The sequence below is a fragment of the Actinomyces bouchesdurhonensis genome, from assembly GCF_900128465.1.
Lineage (GTDB): Bacteria > Actinomycetota > Actinomycetes > Actinomycetales > Actinomycetaceae > Pauljensenia > Pauljensenia bouchesdurhonensis.
This window is the reverse complement of sequence record NZ_LT635868.1, coordinates 606,672-622,529: the sequence shown is the minus strand read 5'-3', so window position 1 is coordinate 622,529 and position 15,858 is coordinate 606,672. Positions and strand designations below refer to the sequence as shown.

At 64.0% G+C, this 15,858-nt stretch carries 15 protein-coding genes; all 15 read right to left on the bottom strand.

The window, feature by feature from the left end:
- Window positions 1–61: 61 nt before the first annotated feature.
- The 15 genes from BQ7477_RS07705 to BQ7477_RS07635 all read right to left on the bottom strand — a co-directional run bounded on the left by BQ7477_RS07705 (window position 62) and on the right by BQ7477_RS07635 (window position 15,790).
- Entirely contained in the window at window positions 62–1,753 is a 1,692-nt protein-coding gene (locus BQ7477_RS07705; protein WP_073983572.1) for a ribonuclease J, read from the bottom strand.
- A gap of 154 nt (window positions 1,754–1,907) precedes the next feature.
- Window positions 1,908–2,804: a 4-hydroxy-tetrahydrodipicolinate synthase gene (dapA, locus tag BQ7477_RS07700; RefSeq protein ID WP_073983440.1), complete on the bottom strand. Its 897-nt coding sequence runs from the start codon at window positions 2,802–2,804 to the stop codon at window positions 1,908–1,910.
- Between the two features lie 101 nt (window positions 2,805–2,905).
- Window positions 2,906–3,415 carry a GNAT family N-acetyltransferase gene (locus BQ7477_RS07695; protein ID WP_084795718.1) on the bottom strand — a complete coding sequence of 170 codons (510 nt, stop codon included), beginning with the start codon at window positions 3,413–3,415 and terminating at the stop codon, window positions 2,906–2,908.
- A 20-nt stretch (window positions 3,416–3,435) separates the two neighbouring features.
- Complete coding sequence (gene dapB / locus BQ7477_RS07690) at window positions 3,436–4,176, bottom strand: 4-hydroxy-tetrahydrodipicolinate reductase (RefSeq protein ID WP_073983438.1); 741 nt, start codon at window positions 4,174–4,176, stop codon at window positions 3,436–3,438.
- An 81-nt stretch (window positions 4,177–4,257) separates the two neighbouring features.
- A complete protein-coding gene (locus BQ7477_RS07685; protein WP_073983437.1) occupies window positions 4,258–5,562 on the bottom strand; it encodes a M16 family metallopeptidase in 1,305 nt (434 codons plus the stop codon).
- A 132-nt stretch (window positions 5,563–5,694) separates the two neighbouring features.
- Window positions 5,695–8,040, bottom strand: coding sequence for a polyribonucleotide nucleotidyltransferase (locus tag BQ7477_RS07680; protein WP_073983436.1), 2,346 nt, complete (start codon window positions 8,038–8,040; stop codon window positions 5,695–5,697).
- Between the two features lie 184 nt (window positions 8,041–8,224).
- Entirely contained in the window at window positions 8,225–8,494 is a 270-nt protein-coding gene (rpsO, locus tag BQ7477_RS07675; protein ID WP_073983435.1) for a 30S ribosomal protein S15, read from the bottom strand.
- Window positions 8,495–8,736: 242 nt separating this feature from the next.
- Entirely contained in the window at window positions 8,737–9,726 is a 990-nt protein-coding gene (locus BQ7477_RS07670; protein ID WP_073983434.1) for a bifunctional riboflavin kinase/FAD synthetase, read from the bottom strand.
- A gap of 12 nt (window positions 9,727–9,738) precedes the next feature.
- Window positions 9,739–10,782 (bottom strand): tRNA pseudouridine(55) synthase TruB, encoded by a 1,044-nt coding sequence (gene truB, locus BQ7477_RS07665; RefSeq protein WP_073983433.1) that lies wholly within the window; start codon window positions 10,780–10,782, stop codon window positions 9,739–9,741.
- A gap of 4 nt (window positions 10,783–10,786) precedes the next feature.
- Window positions 10,787–11,236 carry a 30S ribosome-binding factor RbfA gene (gene rbfA / locus BQ7477_RS07660; RefSeq protein WP_073983432.1) on the bottom strand — a complete coding sequence of 150 codons (450 nt, stop codon included), beginning with the start codon at window positions 11,234–11,236 and terminating at the stop codon, window positions 10,787–10,789.
- A gap of 96 nt (window positions 11,237–11,332) precedes the next feature.
- Window positions 11,333–13,162, bottom strand: coding sequence for a translation initiation factor IF-2 (infB, locus tag BQ7477_RS07655; protein WP_234968753.1), 1,830 nt, complete (start codon window positions 13,160–13,162; stop codon window positions 11,333–11,335).
- Entirely contained in the window at window positions 13,051–13,497 is a 447-nt protein-coding gene (locus tag BQ7477_RS12440; RefSeq protein ID WP_478209462.1) for a hypothetical protein, read from the bottom strand. Before BQ7477_RS12440 ends, infB begins: the two co-directional genes overlap by 112 nt.
- 196 nt (window positions 13,498–13,693) lie before the next feature.
- Window positions 13,694–13,969, bottom strand: coding sequence for a YlxR family protein (locus BQ7477_RS07645; RefSeq protein ID WP_268753720.1), 276 nt, complete (start codon window positions 13,967–13,969; stop codon window positions 13,694–13,696).
- A gap of 56 nt (window positions 13,970–14,025) precedes the next feature.
- The gene (gene nusA, locus BQ7477_RS07640; protein ID WP_073983431.1) at window positions 14,026–15,054 is read right to left on the bottom strand and encodes a transcription termination factor NusA; all 1,029 of its coding nucleotides are present in this window, start codon (window positions 15,052–15,054) and stop codon (window positions 14,026–14,028) included.
- A gap of 265 nt (window positions 15,055–15,319) precedes the next feature.
- Complete coding sequence (locus tag BQ7477_RS07635; RefSeq protein WP_073983430.1) at window positions 15,320–15,790, bottom strand: ribosome maturation factor RimP; 471 nt, start codon at window positions 15,788–15,790, stop codon at window positions 15,320–15,322.
- Window positions 15,791–15,858: the final 68 nt, after the last annotated feature.

Here is a 15,858-nt window from a genome sequence, read left to right as displayed (position 1 = left end):
TGCGGCTCTACGTCCCTGCCCGGGCGCAGCCACAGCCTCGTCAGTGACGGGACCCGAGCGACTACTGCTCGGTGACCACCGGAACGATCATAGGACGACGACGCAGACGCCGCGCAACCCAACGCCCAATCACTCGGCGCATTGCCTGCTGCAGGACGTAGGGGTCCTGTCCGCCCGGCGCAGCCGCGTCCTTCAACGCCTTCGTCACGTCGGGCAGAATTTCCTCAAAGACCGCGTCGTCCTCGGCCATACCGATCGCGCGAATCTCGGGACCCGCCAGCACCATACCGGAATCGTGCTCAACGACCGCGAAGATCGAGATGAAGCCCTCCGATCCCAGGGTGCGGCGCGTCGCCAGCTCGTCCTCGGAAATCTCGCCGATCGAGCGTCCGTCGACGTACACGTACTCGCAGGGCACGACGCCCGACACGCGCGCGACACCATCCTTGAGGTCGACGGTCACGCCGTCCTCGGCCAGGACCACGTTCTGCGGGTCGATGCCGGTTTTGACGGCCAGCTGCCCGTTACCCACCAGGTGACGCACCTCGCCGTGGATCGGCATGACGTTCTTCGGCGCAACGATGTTGTAGCAGTAGATGAGCTCGCCGGCGCTCGCGTGGCCAGACACGTGCACCTTCGCGTTCTCCTTCGACACGACGCGCGCGCCCAGGCGGGTCAAGTCGTTGATGACACGGTACACAGAGTTTTCGTTGCCGGGGATCAGCGAGGAGGCCAGGACGACCATGTCGCCCGGTTCAATCTGAACTGAACGGTGTGATCCCACCGACATACGTGACAGAGCTGCCATGGGTTCTCCCTGCGAGCCGGTCGCCATGTAGACACGCTGAGAGGGCGCCAGCTCGCCGATGTCCTTCAGGTCCACGGTGACGCCCTCGGGGATCGACAGGTACCCCTTTTCTTCCGCGATGCGCATATTACGTTCCATCGAACGACCCACGAAGGCCACGCGGCGCCCGTGGTGTGCAGCCGCATTGATGACCTGCTGAACACGGTGCACGTGCGAAGCGAAAGACGCGACGATGATCTGGCCGCTCGCCTCACCGAAAACCTGATCAAGGACCGGGCCAATCTCACGCTCGGGCGTGATGAAGCCGGGCACCAGAGCGTTCGTGGAGTCCACCATGAACAGGTCGACACCTTCCTCGCCCATGCGAGCGAAGGCGCGCAAGTCGGTGAGGCGACGATCCAGTGGCAGCTGGTCCATTTTGAAGTCACCCGTGATAAGGACCTTACCCGCTTCCGTGCGCACAAAGACCGCGAGCGCGTCGGGGATCGAGTGGGTGACGGAGACGAACTCCAGGTCGAAGGGGCCGACTGTCAGGCGATCGCCCTCTGCGACGACGTTCAGGCCCGGGTCGGCCAGGCGATGTTCGCGTAGCTTGGGGGCAACGAAAGCCAGGGTCAGGTCAGAACCGTAGAGGGGAATGTCACCGCGCAGTTTGAGTAGGTAGGGCACGGCGCCGATGTGGTCCTCGTGTCCGTGCGTGAGAACGAGGCCGACGACGTCGTCCATGCGGTCCTCGATCCAGGAAAAATCGGGAAGAATCAGGTCAACGCCTGGCTGGCTTTCCTCGGGGAAAAGGACACCGCAGTCCACGACGAGGAGCTTACCCCGGTACTCAAGGACGTTCATGTTACGGCCGACCTCGCCGAGGCCTCCCAGCGGGATTACACGCAGGGCACCCTCTTCCAGGGGCGCGGGTTCGCTGAGATTCTCGTACAAAGACTTCATAGTGCCAGTCTGCCACGTCAGGGGGGTTTTGCCCGTATCGGGGAGCTTGAGAAGCGGGTCGGCCCCCTCACACTTGAGTGCGAGAGGGCCGAGAACAGTGCCAAGACGACGCCGCACCTGGGCGCCGTCACAGGGATGATAGATGAGTGGCGACTCACAGGAGATCGGCGAGGCACAGGGCGCGGCGTAGCGCTGAAACCTCGTCATCGCTGATACCGACCATGGGCAGACGCACCGCGGGACTGTCGATGACGCCCTGGAGCCACAGCGCATACTTGGCTAAGACGGCACCCTGGCCGCCCCCCATGATCGCGTGAACCAGGGGACGCAGGGAATAGGAGAGTTCGCGCGCCTCCCACACCTGGTCACTGTCGAGCAGTTCAATCATGCGGCGATACTGCGCGGAGGCCACGTGCGCGACGACAGAGATGAAACCGGAGGCACCGCCCGTCATCCACGCGAAGTTCAGACCGTCGTCGCCCGAGTAGTACTCCAGACCGGTGCGGTGCATGCGCTCCACGCCGGTCTCGACGTCGCCGGTGGCATCCTTGACACCGAGGATGCGCGGGTGCTGAGCGAGGATGTCCAAGGTCGCATCCGAGAAGGCGATGCCCGTACGACCGGGGATGTCGTAGAGCATGACGGGCAGATCAACCGCGTCGGTGACGGCACGCACGTGTGCGCGCAAGCCCTCCTGGGAGGGGCGATTGTAGTAGGGGGAGACAACGAGGAGACCGTCCGCTCCGTGCTCCTGAGCACCCTCGCCGATACGTACGGCGTGAGCAGTGTCGTTCGAGCATGCTCCACACAGGATGAACGCGCGGCTCCCCACGGCCTCGCGGACCGCGTCTGTCAAGTCATTCTTTTCGGGCTGGTGGGTCGTCGGTGACTCGCCCGTCGTTCCAGACAGGAGGATCGTGTCGCAGCCTTCGTCGACCAGCTTGGTCGCCAGGCGCTGCGCGGAGGGCAGGTCAATCTCGCCGGTTGCCGTCATGGGGGTGATCATGGCGACGGCCAGGGAACCGAAACGGCGGGGAGGAATGTTCGTCATGCCTCCATCTTACGCAACCTGTGCCCAGCAGGACCCGCTCCCCAGACACGAGTGTCCACGGCGCGCACGACGCGCCGATCTACCCTCACCTGGGTAGGTCCTTAGTCGCGCTGAGCCCACCACATGTGCTGCGTCTGATCACTCAAGGTACGAACGGCACCCGATGGGGCAAATCCAGCGGAGGAGTAGAAGCGCTGGCGTTCCTCGTCATCCGCGCCGACCCACACGCGCAGCTGCCCGCTCGTCAGGTCGGCGACGGCAGCGAGCAGACGCGACGCGTGTCCGGTACGACGAAAGCTCGGATCGACGACCAGTTCGTAGACCTGCGTGGCGCGCACACTCTCCCGCTCATCACAGGTCGGTGCGCCCGCATATGCCCCGGCCTCGTCGGGGCCGGCGAACGCAAAGCCGACGGTCGTGTGCGCGTGCAGGGCGACGAGGAGGACAGTCCCCTCGGGCCGAGGCGACCCCAGCGCCACTTCCCACTGGTGGGCGACCATCTCCTCGGTGATTCCCTGGGATGCGAGGGCTGCATCTCCCATGAGCGCACGCCAGGCACGAACCTGTAGACGCGCGATAACCTCCTCGTCGCCGAGCTGTGCGGGCCTCACCGAGCAATCGGGAAGAGCGCTCACAGCCCCATGACCTGGTCAAGTCCGATCGTCAGACCTGTGCGACCGATGACGCGACGCACGCCGAGGAGCACACCGGGCATGAAGGAGACCCGGTCAAAGGAATCGGTGCGAATCACCAGCTGTTCGCCCGCGTTACCCAGCAGGATTTCCTCGGAGGCCGTCAGGCCGCGCAGACGCACGGCGTGGACGGGGACCCCATCAATATGCCCGCCGCGAGCGCCCAGCTCGTCCGTCTCAGTAGCGTCGGGCATGTCCCCCAGGCCCGCCTCGGCCCGAGCGCGAGCGATGCCGCGCGCGGTCGCGACAGCCGTACCCGAAGGGGCATCCACCTTACCCGGGTGGTGCATTTCAATAACCTCGGCGGATTCGAAATAGGGGGCGGCCATCGCCGCGAACTTCATAGCTAGAACGGCACCCATCGCGAAGTTCGGGGCGATCAGGACCGCGCGACCCGCTTCTTGTGCATGAGTGCGCACGCGCGCGTAGGATTCCTCGGTCCATCCGGTCGTTCCTACGACGACGTCCACGCCAGCGTCGATGAGCGCATGCACGTTCGCCTCGGTCACGGTGGGGACAGAGAAGTCGACGGCGACCTGGGCACCGAATACGGTCTGCGCGGTAATCGGGTCGCCCGCGTCGAGTTGGGCGACAACCTCCATATCGGGGGCGGCGCTCACCGCTGCAACGACCGTTGACCCCATACGACCCTTGGCTCCGGTCACTGCCACTCGAATCATCACTCTCTCCTTGTGCGCGTTCACTGTTGATCTCACGGTAGACCACTCGCCGTGCGCGTGAAGGGGGGCGCACCGCTTGTCTTATTCTGCGGGCAGGACGAGCGCTCGGCAGTCCAGCTTGGCGAGGAGGGACGCGGCCAGCGCCCGCACGTCGGCGCCGTCCACCGCGTCAAACTCCGCGAGGGACTCGTCGATGGGACGGTAGCGTCCGACGATCTCTGAACGTCCCAGCCGCATCATGCGCGACCAATTGTCTTCCAGACCCAAAACGACGCCGCCGCGCACCTGTCCGCGCACGCGCGTCATCTCCTCCTCGGTAGGTCCATCCGCGGCCAAGTCCTCGAGCTGGGCGCGCATGATGGCTTCGACGTCGGTGACCTTGTCGGGGCTGCACCCCGCGTACATGCCGAAGGTACCGGTGTCAGAGTAGGCGACGTCAAAAGCATAGGTGGTGTATGCCAAGCCGCGTTTTTCGCGCACCTCCTGGAAGAGGCGCGACGACATGGATCCGCCCAGGACCGACAGCAGGACGCTCATCGTAGGACTGAGAGGATCGGTGGCCGACAGGCCTTCGCAGCCGATGAGCACATGCGCCTGGGTGACATCACGCGTGCGGGTGATGTGGCGCTCGTGATCCTCGATCGCAGTGGCTAGCGTCGATCGACGAGGCCGGGGTGCGGCCTCGCTCGCATGATCCCACGGGGAAGCCTCCAGGGCGGCTTGGACGCGCTCACACACCTGGTCGTGGTCCACGTGCCCTGCGACCGCGACAATGAGCGACGACGGCGCGTAGTGGGCCTGGTAGTGTTCCCACACGTCGGCACGGCCCACCTCGCGGATCGCCTGGGGTGTTCCGCCGACGGGGCGACCGATGGGACGGTCGCCATGGACGGCCAGCTGGAAAGCATCGTGGACGGTCTCCGTGGGCGAGTCCTCCCCCATGGCGAGCTCGTCGAGGATGACGCCGCGCTCCATCGCGAAATCATCGTCGTCGAGGCGCGAGTCGGTGACCATGTCTGCTAACGTCTCGATCGCCATGTCCAGGTCGGCGTCGCGCACGCGCGCCCAGTATGCGGTGTGCTCGCGAGCGGTTTCCGCGTTCGATTCGCCGCCGACGGAGTCGAAGGCGACAGCAATGTCCAGGGCGGAGCGCTTGTTCGTCCCCTTAAAGAGCAGGTGTTCGAGAAAGTGTGTCGACCCCGCTGTCCGCGGCCCCTCATCGCGCGAGCCGACGGGAACCCACAGGGACACGCCCGCGCTCTTGGTCGCTGGGATTGACTGGGTAAGAACGCGCGTCCCCGCGCCCAGGATGGTGCGATCGATACGGGTGTCACCATCCTCGATGGACAGGCGCGCCTCGTCGAGCGGCAACGGCTTGGGGGTCATTTTTCTCCTCTTACGTCCCCTGATCAGGGCTTGGCACGAAACGTACACAGTGTAGCCGTCAATGGGCCGGTGGCCGGGGCGGAGCACACGCTCTACCCCGGCCACCTGACCGTGTCGACTATCGGGAGCTACTCACTCCTCAGAAATGCCTTCCTCACGCTCGTCGTCGCGGCGACGACGGGTACGAGTACGGGGACGACGCTCGCGACGCTCGAAACGATCGCGACGCTCGCGGCGCGGCTCAGCGGATTCGCCCTCAGGCAGTTCCAGTTCACCGGCCTCGCCATCGATGACGGCGTGTAGGCTCAACTTGCCACGGTCACCGATCTCGTTGATCTCAACCTCGACTTGCTGGCCGACCTGAAGCACGTCATCGACGGAGTCGATGCGCTTGCCACCCACAAGGCGACGGACCTGCGAAATGTGCAGGAGTCCGTCCTTGCCGGGGGTCAGCGACACGAAAGCGCCGAAAGAGGTGGTCTTGACGACCGTGCCGACGAAGCGCTCGCCGACCTCAGGCATCTGCGGGTTCGCGATCTGGTTGACCATCGTGCGCGCGGCCTCAGCGGAGGCGCCGTCGGAGGAGGCGATGTAGACGGTGCCGTCGTCCTCGATAGTGACGTCAGCGCCGGTCTCGTCCTGAATCTGGTTGATCATCTTGCCCTTGGGGCCGATGACCTCTCCGATCTTGTCGACGGGAACCTTGACCGTGATGATGCGAGGAGCGTTCGGACTCATCTCATCCGGCCCATCGATCGCCTGACCAATCAGATCGAGGATCGCCAGGCGGGCGTCGCGGGCCTGGGCCAGCGCGCCGCGCAGCACCTGGGAGTCGATGCCGTCGAGCTTAGTGTCCAGCTGCAGGGCCGTGATGAAGTCACGGGTGCCGGCAACCTTGAAGTCCATGTCGCCGAAGCCGTCCTCGGCACCAAGAATGTCGGTCAGGGTGACGGCCTTGAACTGGCCATCGACCTCGCCGGTCATGAGGCCCATCGCGATGCCAGCGACGGGGGCACGCAGCGGCACGCCGGCCTGGAGGAGGGACAGGGTCGAGGCACACACGGACCCCATCGATGAGGAACCGTTAGAACCCATGGTCTCCGACACTTGGCGGATCGCGTAGGGGAACTCCTCACGCGAAGGCAGGACCGGCACCAGTGCACGCTCAGCCAGGTCACCGTGACCGATCTCGCGGCGCTTCGGGGACCCGACGCGCCCGACCTCGCCGGTGGAGAACGGCGGGAAGTTGTACTGGTGCATGTAGCGCTTGGAGTTAACAGGCGACAGGTTGTCGATCTGCTGTTCCATGCGCAGCATCGCCAGCGTGGTCACGCCCAGGATCTGGGTCTCACCACGCTGGAAGAGGGCGGAGCCGTGCACGCGAGGAAGAACCTCGACCTCGGCGGAAAGAGAGCGGATCTGGCGCGGAGTACGACCATCCATGCGGATCTCTTCGCGCAGGGTGCGGTTACGAATCGTAGCTTTTTCAAGCGACCGGAAGGCGGCCTTGAGTGCCTTCTCCGACTCGGGGAATCGCTCGGCCAGGGCACCGAGCATCTCTTCCTTGACGGCGTCAACGGCCTCGTCACGGGCGAGCTTACCCTCAGTCAACAAAGCCTGAGCGACCTTCTCGGCCGCGAATTCCTCGACCGCCGCGTATTCCTCGTCAGTGTAGTCCAGGAAGAGCGGGAAGTCAGCGGTCTCCTTAGAAGCCCTCTCGGCAACCTTGATCTGCGCCTCACACAGGGCCTTGATGAAAGGCTTGGCGGCCTCGAGGCCGTCGGCCACGACATCTTCGGTGGGGGCGGTAGCACCGGCCTGGATGAGTTCCCACTCGTTCTTGCCGCCGCCAGCCTCGACCATCATGATCGCGACGTCGTCGGAGCCATCTGCCTTGGTGACGATACGGCCCGCGACGACGATGTTGAAGACGGAGCGCTCGAGTTCACTCCAGCGCGGGAAAGCAACCCACTGGCCGTCGATAAGTGCCAGGCGCGTGCCTCCGATCGGGCCTGTGAAAGGAAGACCGGCGATCTGGGTGGACATGGAGGCCGCGTTAATCGCCAGAACGTCGTAGGCGTCATCCGGGTCGATCGTCAGGACAGTCTCGACGACCTGGACCTCGTTGCGCAGGCCCTTGACGAAGCCAGGACGCAGCGGGCGGTCGATGAGGCGGGCAGCCAGGATGGCCTCTGTGCCCGCGCGGCCTTCTCGGCGGAAGAAGGAACCGGGGATGCGACCGGCGGCGTACTGACGCTCTTCCACGTCGACGGTTAGCGGGAAGAAGTCGAACTGATCCTTCGGGTTCTTGCCCACCGTCGTGGCGGACAAAACGGTCGTAGAATCATCCAGGTAAGCTAGGGCAGAGCCGGCAGCCTGCTTAGCGAGACGACCGGTTTCGAAGCGCACGGTGCGCTTACCGAAACGACCGTTATCAATAATCGCCTCTGCGGCGACGATGTCGGAGCCTTCCATCATGGGGCGTTTCTCCTTGGGTTGGTGGGGTCGCGCTCCACTTCGGCCTTCGATCGAAGCCCACGGATGATCGCTCCGGAGGCCACTGTCGAAAACCGGCGGCTTGTGCGCGACAAATGACGGTTTGCCCGAGGCGGGCGTGTGAAAACCGGCCCGTCTCCGCTACGGGAGGCGGGCCGGCCCAAAATCAGCGGCGCAGGCCGAGACGCTCAATGAGCGAACGGTAACGCTCAATGTCGATGTCGGCGAGGTAACCCAGCAGGCGGCGGCGACGGCCAACCAGCAGCAGCAGGCCACGACGGGAGTGATGGTCGTGCGTGTGGGTCTTGAAGTGCTCGGTCAGGTCCTTGATGCGCTGGGTCAGCAGCGCAATCTGCACCTCGGGGGAACCGGTGTCGCCCTCGTGGGTTGCGTACTCGGCGATGATCTGGTCCTTGACGTCCTTGCTCAGCGGCACAGGCTTCTCCTTTGTATTCGTTGCGCGGGGCATCCGAGCTTCTCCCGGGTGCTGACGATCCGCGGCCGATCTACGGCCTTTCTACAGTATCACGTCTGGGATGCGCGTCCCCTCGTGAGCGACGAAGCTAACGATTTGGCCGGACGCGGAAGAGGCAGGCATCCCTCCCCCATCACCTGTGTACACGTGTGAGTGGAATCGGGCACCCCAGCGGGTGAGTGACAGGTGAGGTCGGGGGCGCGTTAGGATGCGGTGACGGAGTCCGGGTCGATGCGTCCGGCGACGCCGATACCGAGGACTGACGCGGTCTGACGCAAGTCGTCGTCCATCTGGCTCAGCAAGTCGTCAAGTGTGTCGAAAGAGAGCATGGGGCGGATACGCGACACGAAGGTGACCGCAATACGTTCACCATACAAGTTCAGATCCGATCGCCCCAGGACGTGGGCCTCGACGGTGCGCTCTTCACCGTTGAACTGGGGGTTAGAACCCACGGAGATAGCGGCAGGGAGGAACTCGGCGGATTGGGTACCGGGGACAGCACGCACAACCCAGCCGGCGTAGACGCCATCGGCGGGAATGACGCCTTCGACGTCTCCGGACAGATTCGCTGTGGGGAATCCGAGTGTGCGACCACGCTTGAAGCCGTGACACACAGTCCCGCGGATACGGTGGAGGTGACCCAGGACCCGGGCGGCACCGGCGACGTCGCCTGCGGCCAGGAGTTCGCGCACCCACGAGGAGGACCAACGCCTACCTTCGGGAGCCTCAATGTCAGTGACGGTCAAGACATCGAACCCGTATTGGCGGCCCAGTGCCCGCAAGGTGTCGATCGTGCCACGGTTACCGCGCCCGAAATGGAAGTCCTCACCGACGACGACCTCGCGCGCACCGCAGCGTTCGACCAAGAATTCGTAGACGAACTCGTCGGGCTCGAGGCTGTAGACGCTCTTGTCGTAGTGGGCGACGAGGGTTGCGTCCAATCCCGCTGCTGCCATGGCATCGAGGCGATCACGCAGCGGCGAGATGAGCTGGAGGCCCACCTCGGGCTTGTGCACCTGAATGGGATGCGGATCGAAAGTAATGGCAACGGCGTCCACACCGAGCTTGTGAGCGCGCTCCACACAAGTCTCGATAACTTTCTTATGTCCGTTGTGCATTCCATCGAAGTTACCGATGGTCACGACACTGGCCTCGTTGCCGGGGATGTCGATGAGGGATTGCCAAACGTTCATTGTTTCTCTTTCTCAGAAAACCAGGATGGTTCGCAGGCGGGAATCATCGATGCGCAGCAGGCCAAGAACGTCGCCCGACTCCGACGTGGCAGCAATCGGCGGGGCCTCACCCTCCGCAAAGTTCGGCGCCGCATAGCCGACCTCGCTCATCCACTGGGTGAGCGCATCGGACGAGCGCCTGGGTGCTTGACCATGCGCGAAGGCGCCCGCCTCGGCCTCGGTCAAGGGCAGTGAGGGAAACATGGCCAGCGCAGCGCGACCCAGGGGAATCAACGGTAAGACGGGTTGGGCGCCCTCCCCCGCATCCGTCTCTTCAACGACGGCGTCAAGCTCGTCCAGGGTGAAGGCCTCATCCAGCGTAAAGTCGCCGACGCGCGTGCGGCGCAACGCGCTCAGGTGAGCGCCAACCCCCAATGCCTTCCCCGCGTCGCGCGCGAGAGCACGCACGTAGGTACCCGAGGAGCACTCGACGTCCACATCAACGTCAACGACGGGGACCAACCTCGGAGCGCACGCTGAACGCCCCTCCTGCACCCCGGCCTCGTCGACGACGTACTCGCCACAGCGCGGGGGCGAGAGGACTTCCAAGCGCGAAATTCGCACCGGGCGGGCCGCCAGCTCAACGTCCTCACCTGCGCGGGCCAGCGCGTAGGCTCGCTTACCGCCCACCTTGATCGCTGAAACAGTCGTCGGCACCTGCATGATGTCCCCGCGCAGGGGCGCTAGCACCGCCTCAACGTCCGCCTCGGTCAGGAAGACACAACCCTGTACCGCACAGGGCGCACCCTCGGCATCGTCCGTGTTGGTAGCGACACCGAAACGAATCGTTGCCCGATATTCCTTCGAGTGCCCACTCACCCAGGTGAGCAGCTTCGTCGCCTTGCCGATGCCAAGGACGAGGACTCCCGTGGCCATCGGGTCCAGCGTGCCACCGTGCCCCACCTTGCGAGTGTGGGCCAGGCGTCGCACGCGAGAGACCACGTCGTGGCTGGTGATCCCCTGCGGCTTGTCAATAACAACGAGGCCGGGGCGGGGATTATCAGGACGCCGAGCCATGAGGTCAGGCCCAATCCTTCTCAGCCTGGTCCTCTTCGTCGTCGTGACGATAAGGGTCCTCCTCGCCGGCGTAGGCGGCTCCGACAGAGGCGACCGCGATGGCTTCGTCCTTCGCCTTAGCCTTCGCCAGAGCATCCTCAAGCGCAGCTGCGCTCTCGGGCAGCGCATCAGGAATGAACTCCAGGGTCGGAGTCAGACGCAACCCCAGGGCCTTGCCGACGCGCGAACGGAACAGACCCTGTGCGGACGTGAAGGCGCGCGCCGCCTTCTCGCGCTGCTCGTCATCGCCGAACACCGTGTAGAAAACAGATGCGTGCTGCAGGTCACCCGTCACACGCACGTCCGTGATCGTCACCATCTCCAGGCGAGGATCCTTCACGTGGCGCCCAATCATCGACGCGACAGTTTGCAGGATTCGCTCCTGCACCTTACGAACGCGGGCCTCATCAGCCATCGCGCCCTCCTTTCGGGCCTATACGCCCACGTAGAAACACTTCATACGACAGATCGGGGTCCGAGCGTGCCCGGACCCCGACTTCAATCCACGCGATCAGTCACGAGCCTTCTCGCGCATCTCCCAGGTCTCAATGACGTCGCCCTCAGCGATGTCTTTGTAACCCAGGGTGATGCCGCACTCGTATCCCTCACGGACCTCAGTGACATCGTCCTTCTCGCGACGCAGGGACGCGATCTCGAGGTTGTCGGCCACCACGACGCCGTCGCGCACCAGGCGAGCCTTTGTGCCACGCTTGATCGTACCGGAGCGGACGAGCGACCCTGCGATGTTGCCGAACCTGCCGGAGTGGAAGACCTGTCGAATCTCAGCGGTGCCCAGCTGGACTTCCTCGTAGATCGGCTTGAGCATACCCTTGAGGGCTGCCTCAATGTCGTCGATCGCGGAGTAAATGACGTTGTAGTACTTAATCTCAACGCCCTCGGCGTCCGCCATCTCGGCCACGCGCTCGGCGGGACGAACGTTGAAGCCGATGATGACCGCGTTGTCGACGGTCGCCAGATTGACGTCGTTCTGCGTGATCGCACCGACGCCGCGGTGGATAATACGCAGCGCGACTTCGTCTCCCACGTCAATGCGCAGCAGCGAGTCTTCCAGAGCCTCGACGGCACCGGACACGTCGCCCTTGATGACCAGGTTGAGGGTGTCGACCTCGCCCTCGGCCAGGACCTTGTCGAAGTCCTCCAAGGAGACACGCTTGCGGCGCTTTGCCAGCAGGGCTTGGCGCTCGGCGGCCTCACGCTTGTCAGCGATCTGGCGGGCAGTACGGTCGTCGGCGGCAACCAAGAAGGAGTCACCTGCACGCGGAACGGAGGTCAGGCCCAGGACCTGAACCGGCATCGAGGGACCGGCCTCGGACACGTCCTTTCCGGCGTCGTCGAACATGGCGCGCACACGGCCATACGAGGCACCGACTACAAGGGAGTCGCCGACGCGCAGCGTGCCGCGCTGGACCAGCATGGTCGCGACGGCGCCACGGCCCTTGTCGAGGTTCGCCTCGATGGCGACGCCGCGGGCGTCCGTGTTTGGGTTGGCTTCAAGAGTCAGCGCCGCGTCTGCAGTCAACAGGACCGCTTCGAGCAGCTCGCGGATACCCGTGCGCTGCTTGGCGGAGATGTTGACGAACATGACGTCGCCACCGTATTCCTCCGCGACCAGGCCATATTCGGTGAGCTGCGAACGAATCTTATCCGGGTTCGCGCCTTCCTTATCGATCTTGTTGACCGCGACGACGATCGGCACGTCAGCTGCCTGGGCGTGGTTGATGGCCTCAACCGTCTGGGGCATGACGCCGTCATCGGCGGCGACCACGAGGATCGCGATGTCGGTGACCTGGGCACCGCGGGCACGCATGGCCGTGAAGGCCTCGTGACCGGGCGTGTCGATGAAGGTGATCGGGCGGCGCGTTCCATCCTCGGCGGTGACCTTGACCTGGTAGGCACCGATGTGCTGTGTGATACCACCGTGCTCGGTGTCGACAACATCGGTGTGACGGATAGCGTCAAGCAGCTTCGTCTTACCGTGATCGACGTGACCCATGACAGTCACAACCGGAGGACGGGGTTCCATGTTCTCAGCATCGTCGAGTTCTTCGGCCTCGAGGTCGATGTCGAAGGATTCGAGGAGTTCGCGGTCCTCGTCCTCGGGGGAGACGACCTTGACGTCGTAGCCGAGCTCCGCGCCCAGGGCTTCGAAGGTGTCCTGGTCGAGGGACTGCGTGGCGGTGGCCATCTCACCCAACGCGAAGAGGACGGTCACCAGCGCTGCGGGATTGACGTCGATCTTCTCAGCGAGATCGGCCAGAGATGCGCCCTGGCGGATGCGGATCTGCGCGCCGTTGCCGCGCGGGATCGCGACGCCGCCGATGACGGGAGCGTTTTGCTGCTCGTACTCTTGACGCTTCGCGCGCTTCGACTTGCGTCCGCGCTGCGAGCGACCGCCTCCACGGCCGAATGCTCCGGGAGTGGAGCCACGNCCTTGGGGGCAGCCACGGTCGAGGCCTGTTCGGCTGGCGCTTTGGCGGCGGCGGGCTTCTTCGGCATCGGCTTAGCCGCGCCCGGCTTGGGGGCGGGTTTATTCTCCGCCTTCTTGTTTGTCTTGGGTGCCGCCGTGAACTTCTCGCGCATCTGCCGCACGACGGGCGGCTCGAGCGAGGACGAGGACGACTTGACGAATTCACCCGCTTCCTTCAGGTGACCCATCAGTTCTTTGCTGGTGATTCCGAGCTCTTTGGCGAGCTCGTGGACACGCAACTTTGCCACATTTCTCCATTCCGGAAGCGCCTCCGGTGTGGAGACGCCTTACTGATATTGCTGGCAGCTCATCGCTGGGTACTCATCGGGTGCCCATCAGCTTCCAACCCGCTTCCATTATCTCGGCGTTGATGGCTCGTGGCCATCATTGGGTAGTGATCAGCTCCTCCACATCGTCCCACACGCTCTCCGGCAGGTTTCCCGTTCGGAAGGCACGCGCGAGGACTCGCCTGGCTCGGGCGCGTTGGATACACACCACGTCAGGGTGAATCCATGCTCCTCGGCCTGGAAGAGTCGCCGTCGGGTCGGGACGAACCGCACCGTCGGGCGAGCGCACGATTCGCACGAGTGCGTGTCGATGCGCGTGTGCGCCGCATCCAATACAGGTACGCTGGGGCCCGGTGGAGGGTTCAGACGGCACAGAATACGACACAGTCCCTTAGCTTAGTCCAGCTAGGGGATTGCTCGTCTCAGAATCTATGAGCGACTTGTCACGTCATCGGGTGTGGAGACTCGCGAGACTGTCGCGTCGTCGCCTGTTTCCGTGTCGGAATGAATGTCGATGTGGTAGTTGGTCAGGCGCGCCGCGAGGCGGGCGTTTTGCCCTTCCTTACCGATAGCGAGCGAGAGCTGGAAGTCGGGCACGATCGCGGTCGCGGTGCGATTGTCAATGGAGTGGACAACCACACGGGTCACACGCGCCGGAGACAGCGAGTTGGCAACAAAGCGCGCCGGGTCGTCAGAGTAATCGACGATGTCGATCTTTTCTCCGCCGAGTTCCGCCATGACGGAGCGCACACGCGCACCCATGGGGCCAATGCAAGCTCCCTTGGCATTGATGCCGTCACGGGTCGCGGCCACGGCGATCTTTGTGCGGTGGCCGGCCTCGCGAGCGATTGCCTTGATCTTGACGAGTCCCTGCTGAATTTCGGGGACCTCGCGTTGGAAGAGGCCGGCGACGAGGTTGGGGTGGGTGCGCGAGAGGGTGATACGAGGCCCACGATCGGTACGTTCAACGCCCACGATGTAGGCGCGGATGCGGTCACCGTGACGGTAAGACTCGCCGGGGACTTTCTCGCCGTCAGGCAAAACTGCCTCGAAGTCATCGGAAACCTGGACCATCGTGGGACGACCGGGACGCGGGGCCTGCACGGTGCCGGTGATGATCTGGCCCTCGCGACCGGCGAAGTCACCGAAGACACGCTGGTCGTCGGCGTCGCGCAGGCGCTGCATAATGACGGAGCGCGCGGTGGATTGGGCGATGCGTCCGAAGTTCTTGGGCGTGTCATCGAATTCGCCGATGGGGTTGCCGTCCTCGTCCTCATCCATCGCCATGACGGTGACGCGCCCTGTCTTCTTATCGATTTCGATGCGGGCCTGAGAGATAGCTCCGGGCAGGTTATGGTACGCCTTAAGCAACGCCTCTTCGATGGCGTCAACGAGGGTTTCGAGGCTGATGCCCTTCTCGTTTTCCACCATCCGCAGAGCGGTCATATCGATTTCCATGGTCTCCTACTTCCCCGTTCCAGAGTCGACGCGGGAGCGCGCCTTCCTCATGTCCTGATAGCCAATGGTAGTCGATTCATCGTCATCGGTGGTCGTTGTGCTGGTCTCGCCACACCTTCCTCGGGGTAACCTCGCTAAGGGGTGCGTCCGACCGGGGACCCTGTACCGCCTTTCGCACCACCCCTCACCGATAACTCTATAGCACGGCTCATACTCACGCGGTTAGCTGTTTCACGCAGCCACACGCATAAGAGATGACGGGCAATTATTTCTCCGACCCAAAGTCGATGCGGGCGCGCGCCTTACGTATGTCTTGATAGTTAATGACCCTCGACTCACCATCAACGTCGATTGTTACTCTCGTCTCGTCCGCGGCAACAACGCGACCCGACACATACCCACCGGCGCGCAGCTTGATACGCACGAGACGTCCAACCTGTCGCATCCAATGCCCGACCTTGGTGAGTTCGCGCTCGGCTCCGGGAGTGGAAACTTCCAACAGGTACTCGCCGTCGATCGGATCTGCGACATCCAGGGTCTTGGAGATGGCGCGGGACACGTCCGCAAGGGTGTCAGAGTCAATGCCTTCGGCACCGATCGGCGCCTCGACAACGACCCGCAGGAGCGGCATCGCGTTGGAGCGCGTGCGGGTTACCGAATCCAGTTCCAGTCCCGAGGCGCTCACCACTGGAGCCAGTAGTTCCTCGAGTGCTCCGTCTGTCGTGGGCGATCCCATGTATCCCTGTCTTTCTTCTCGCGTACGCGGGTCAGTTACCTATCCTAGCTTGGGGTGTGGGATGATGC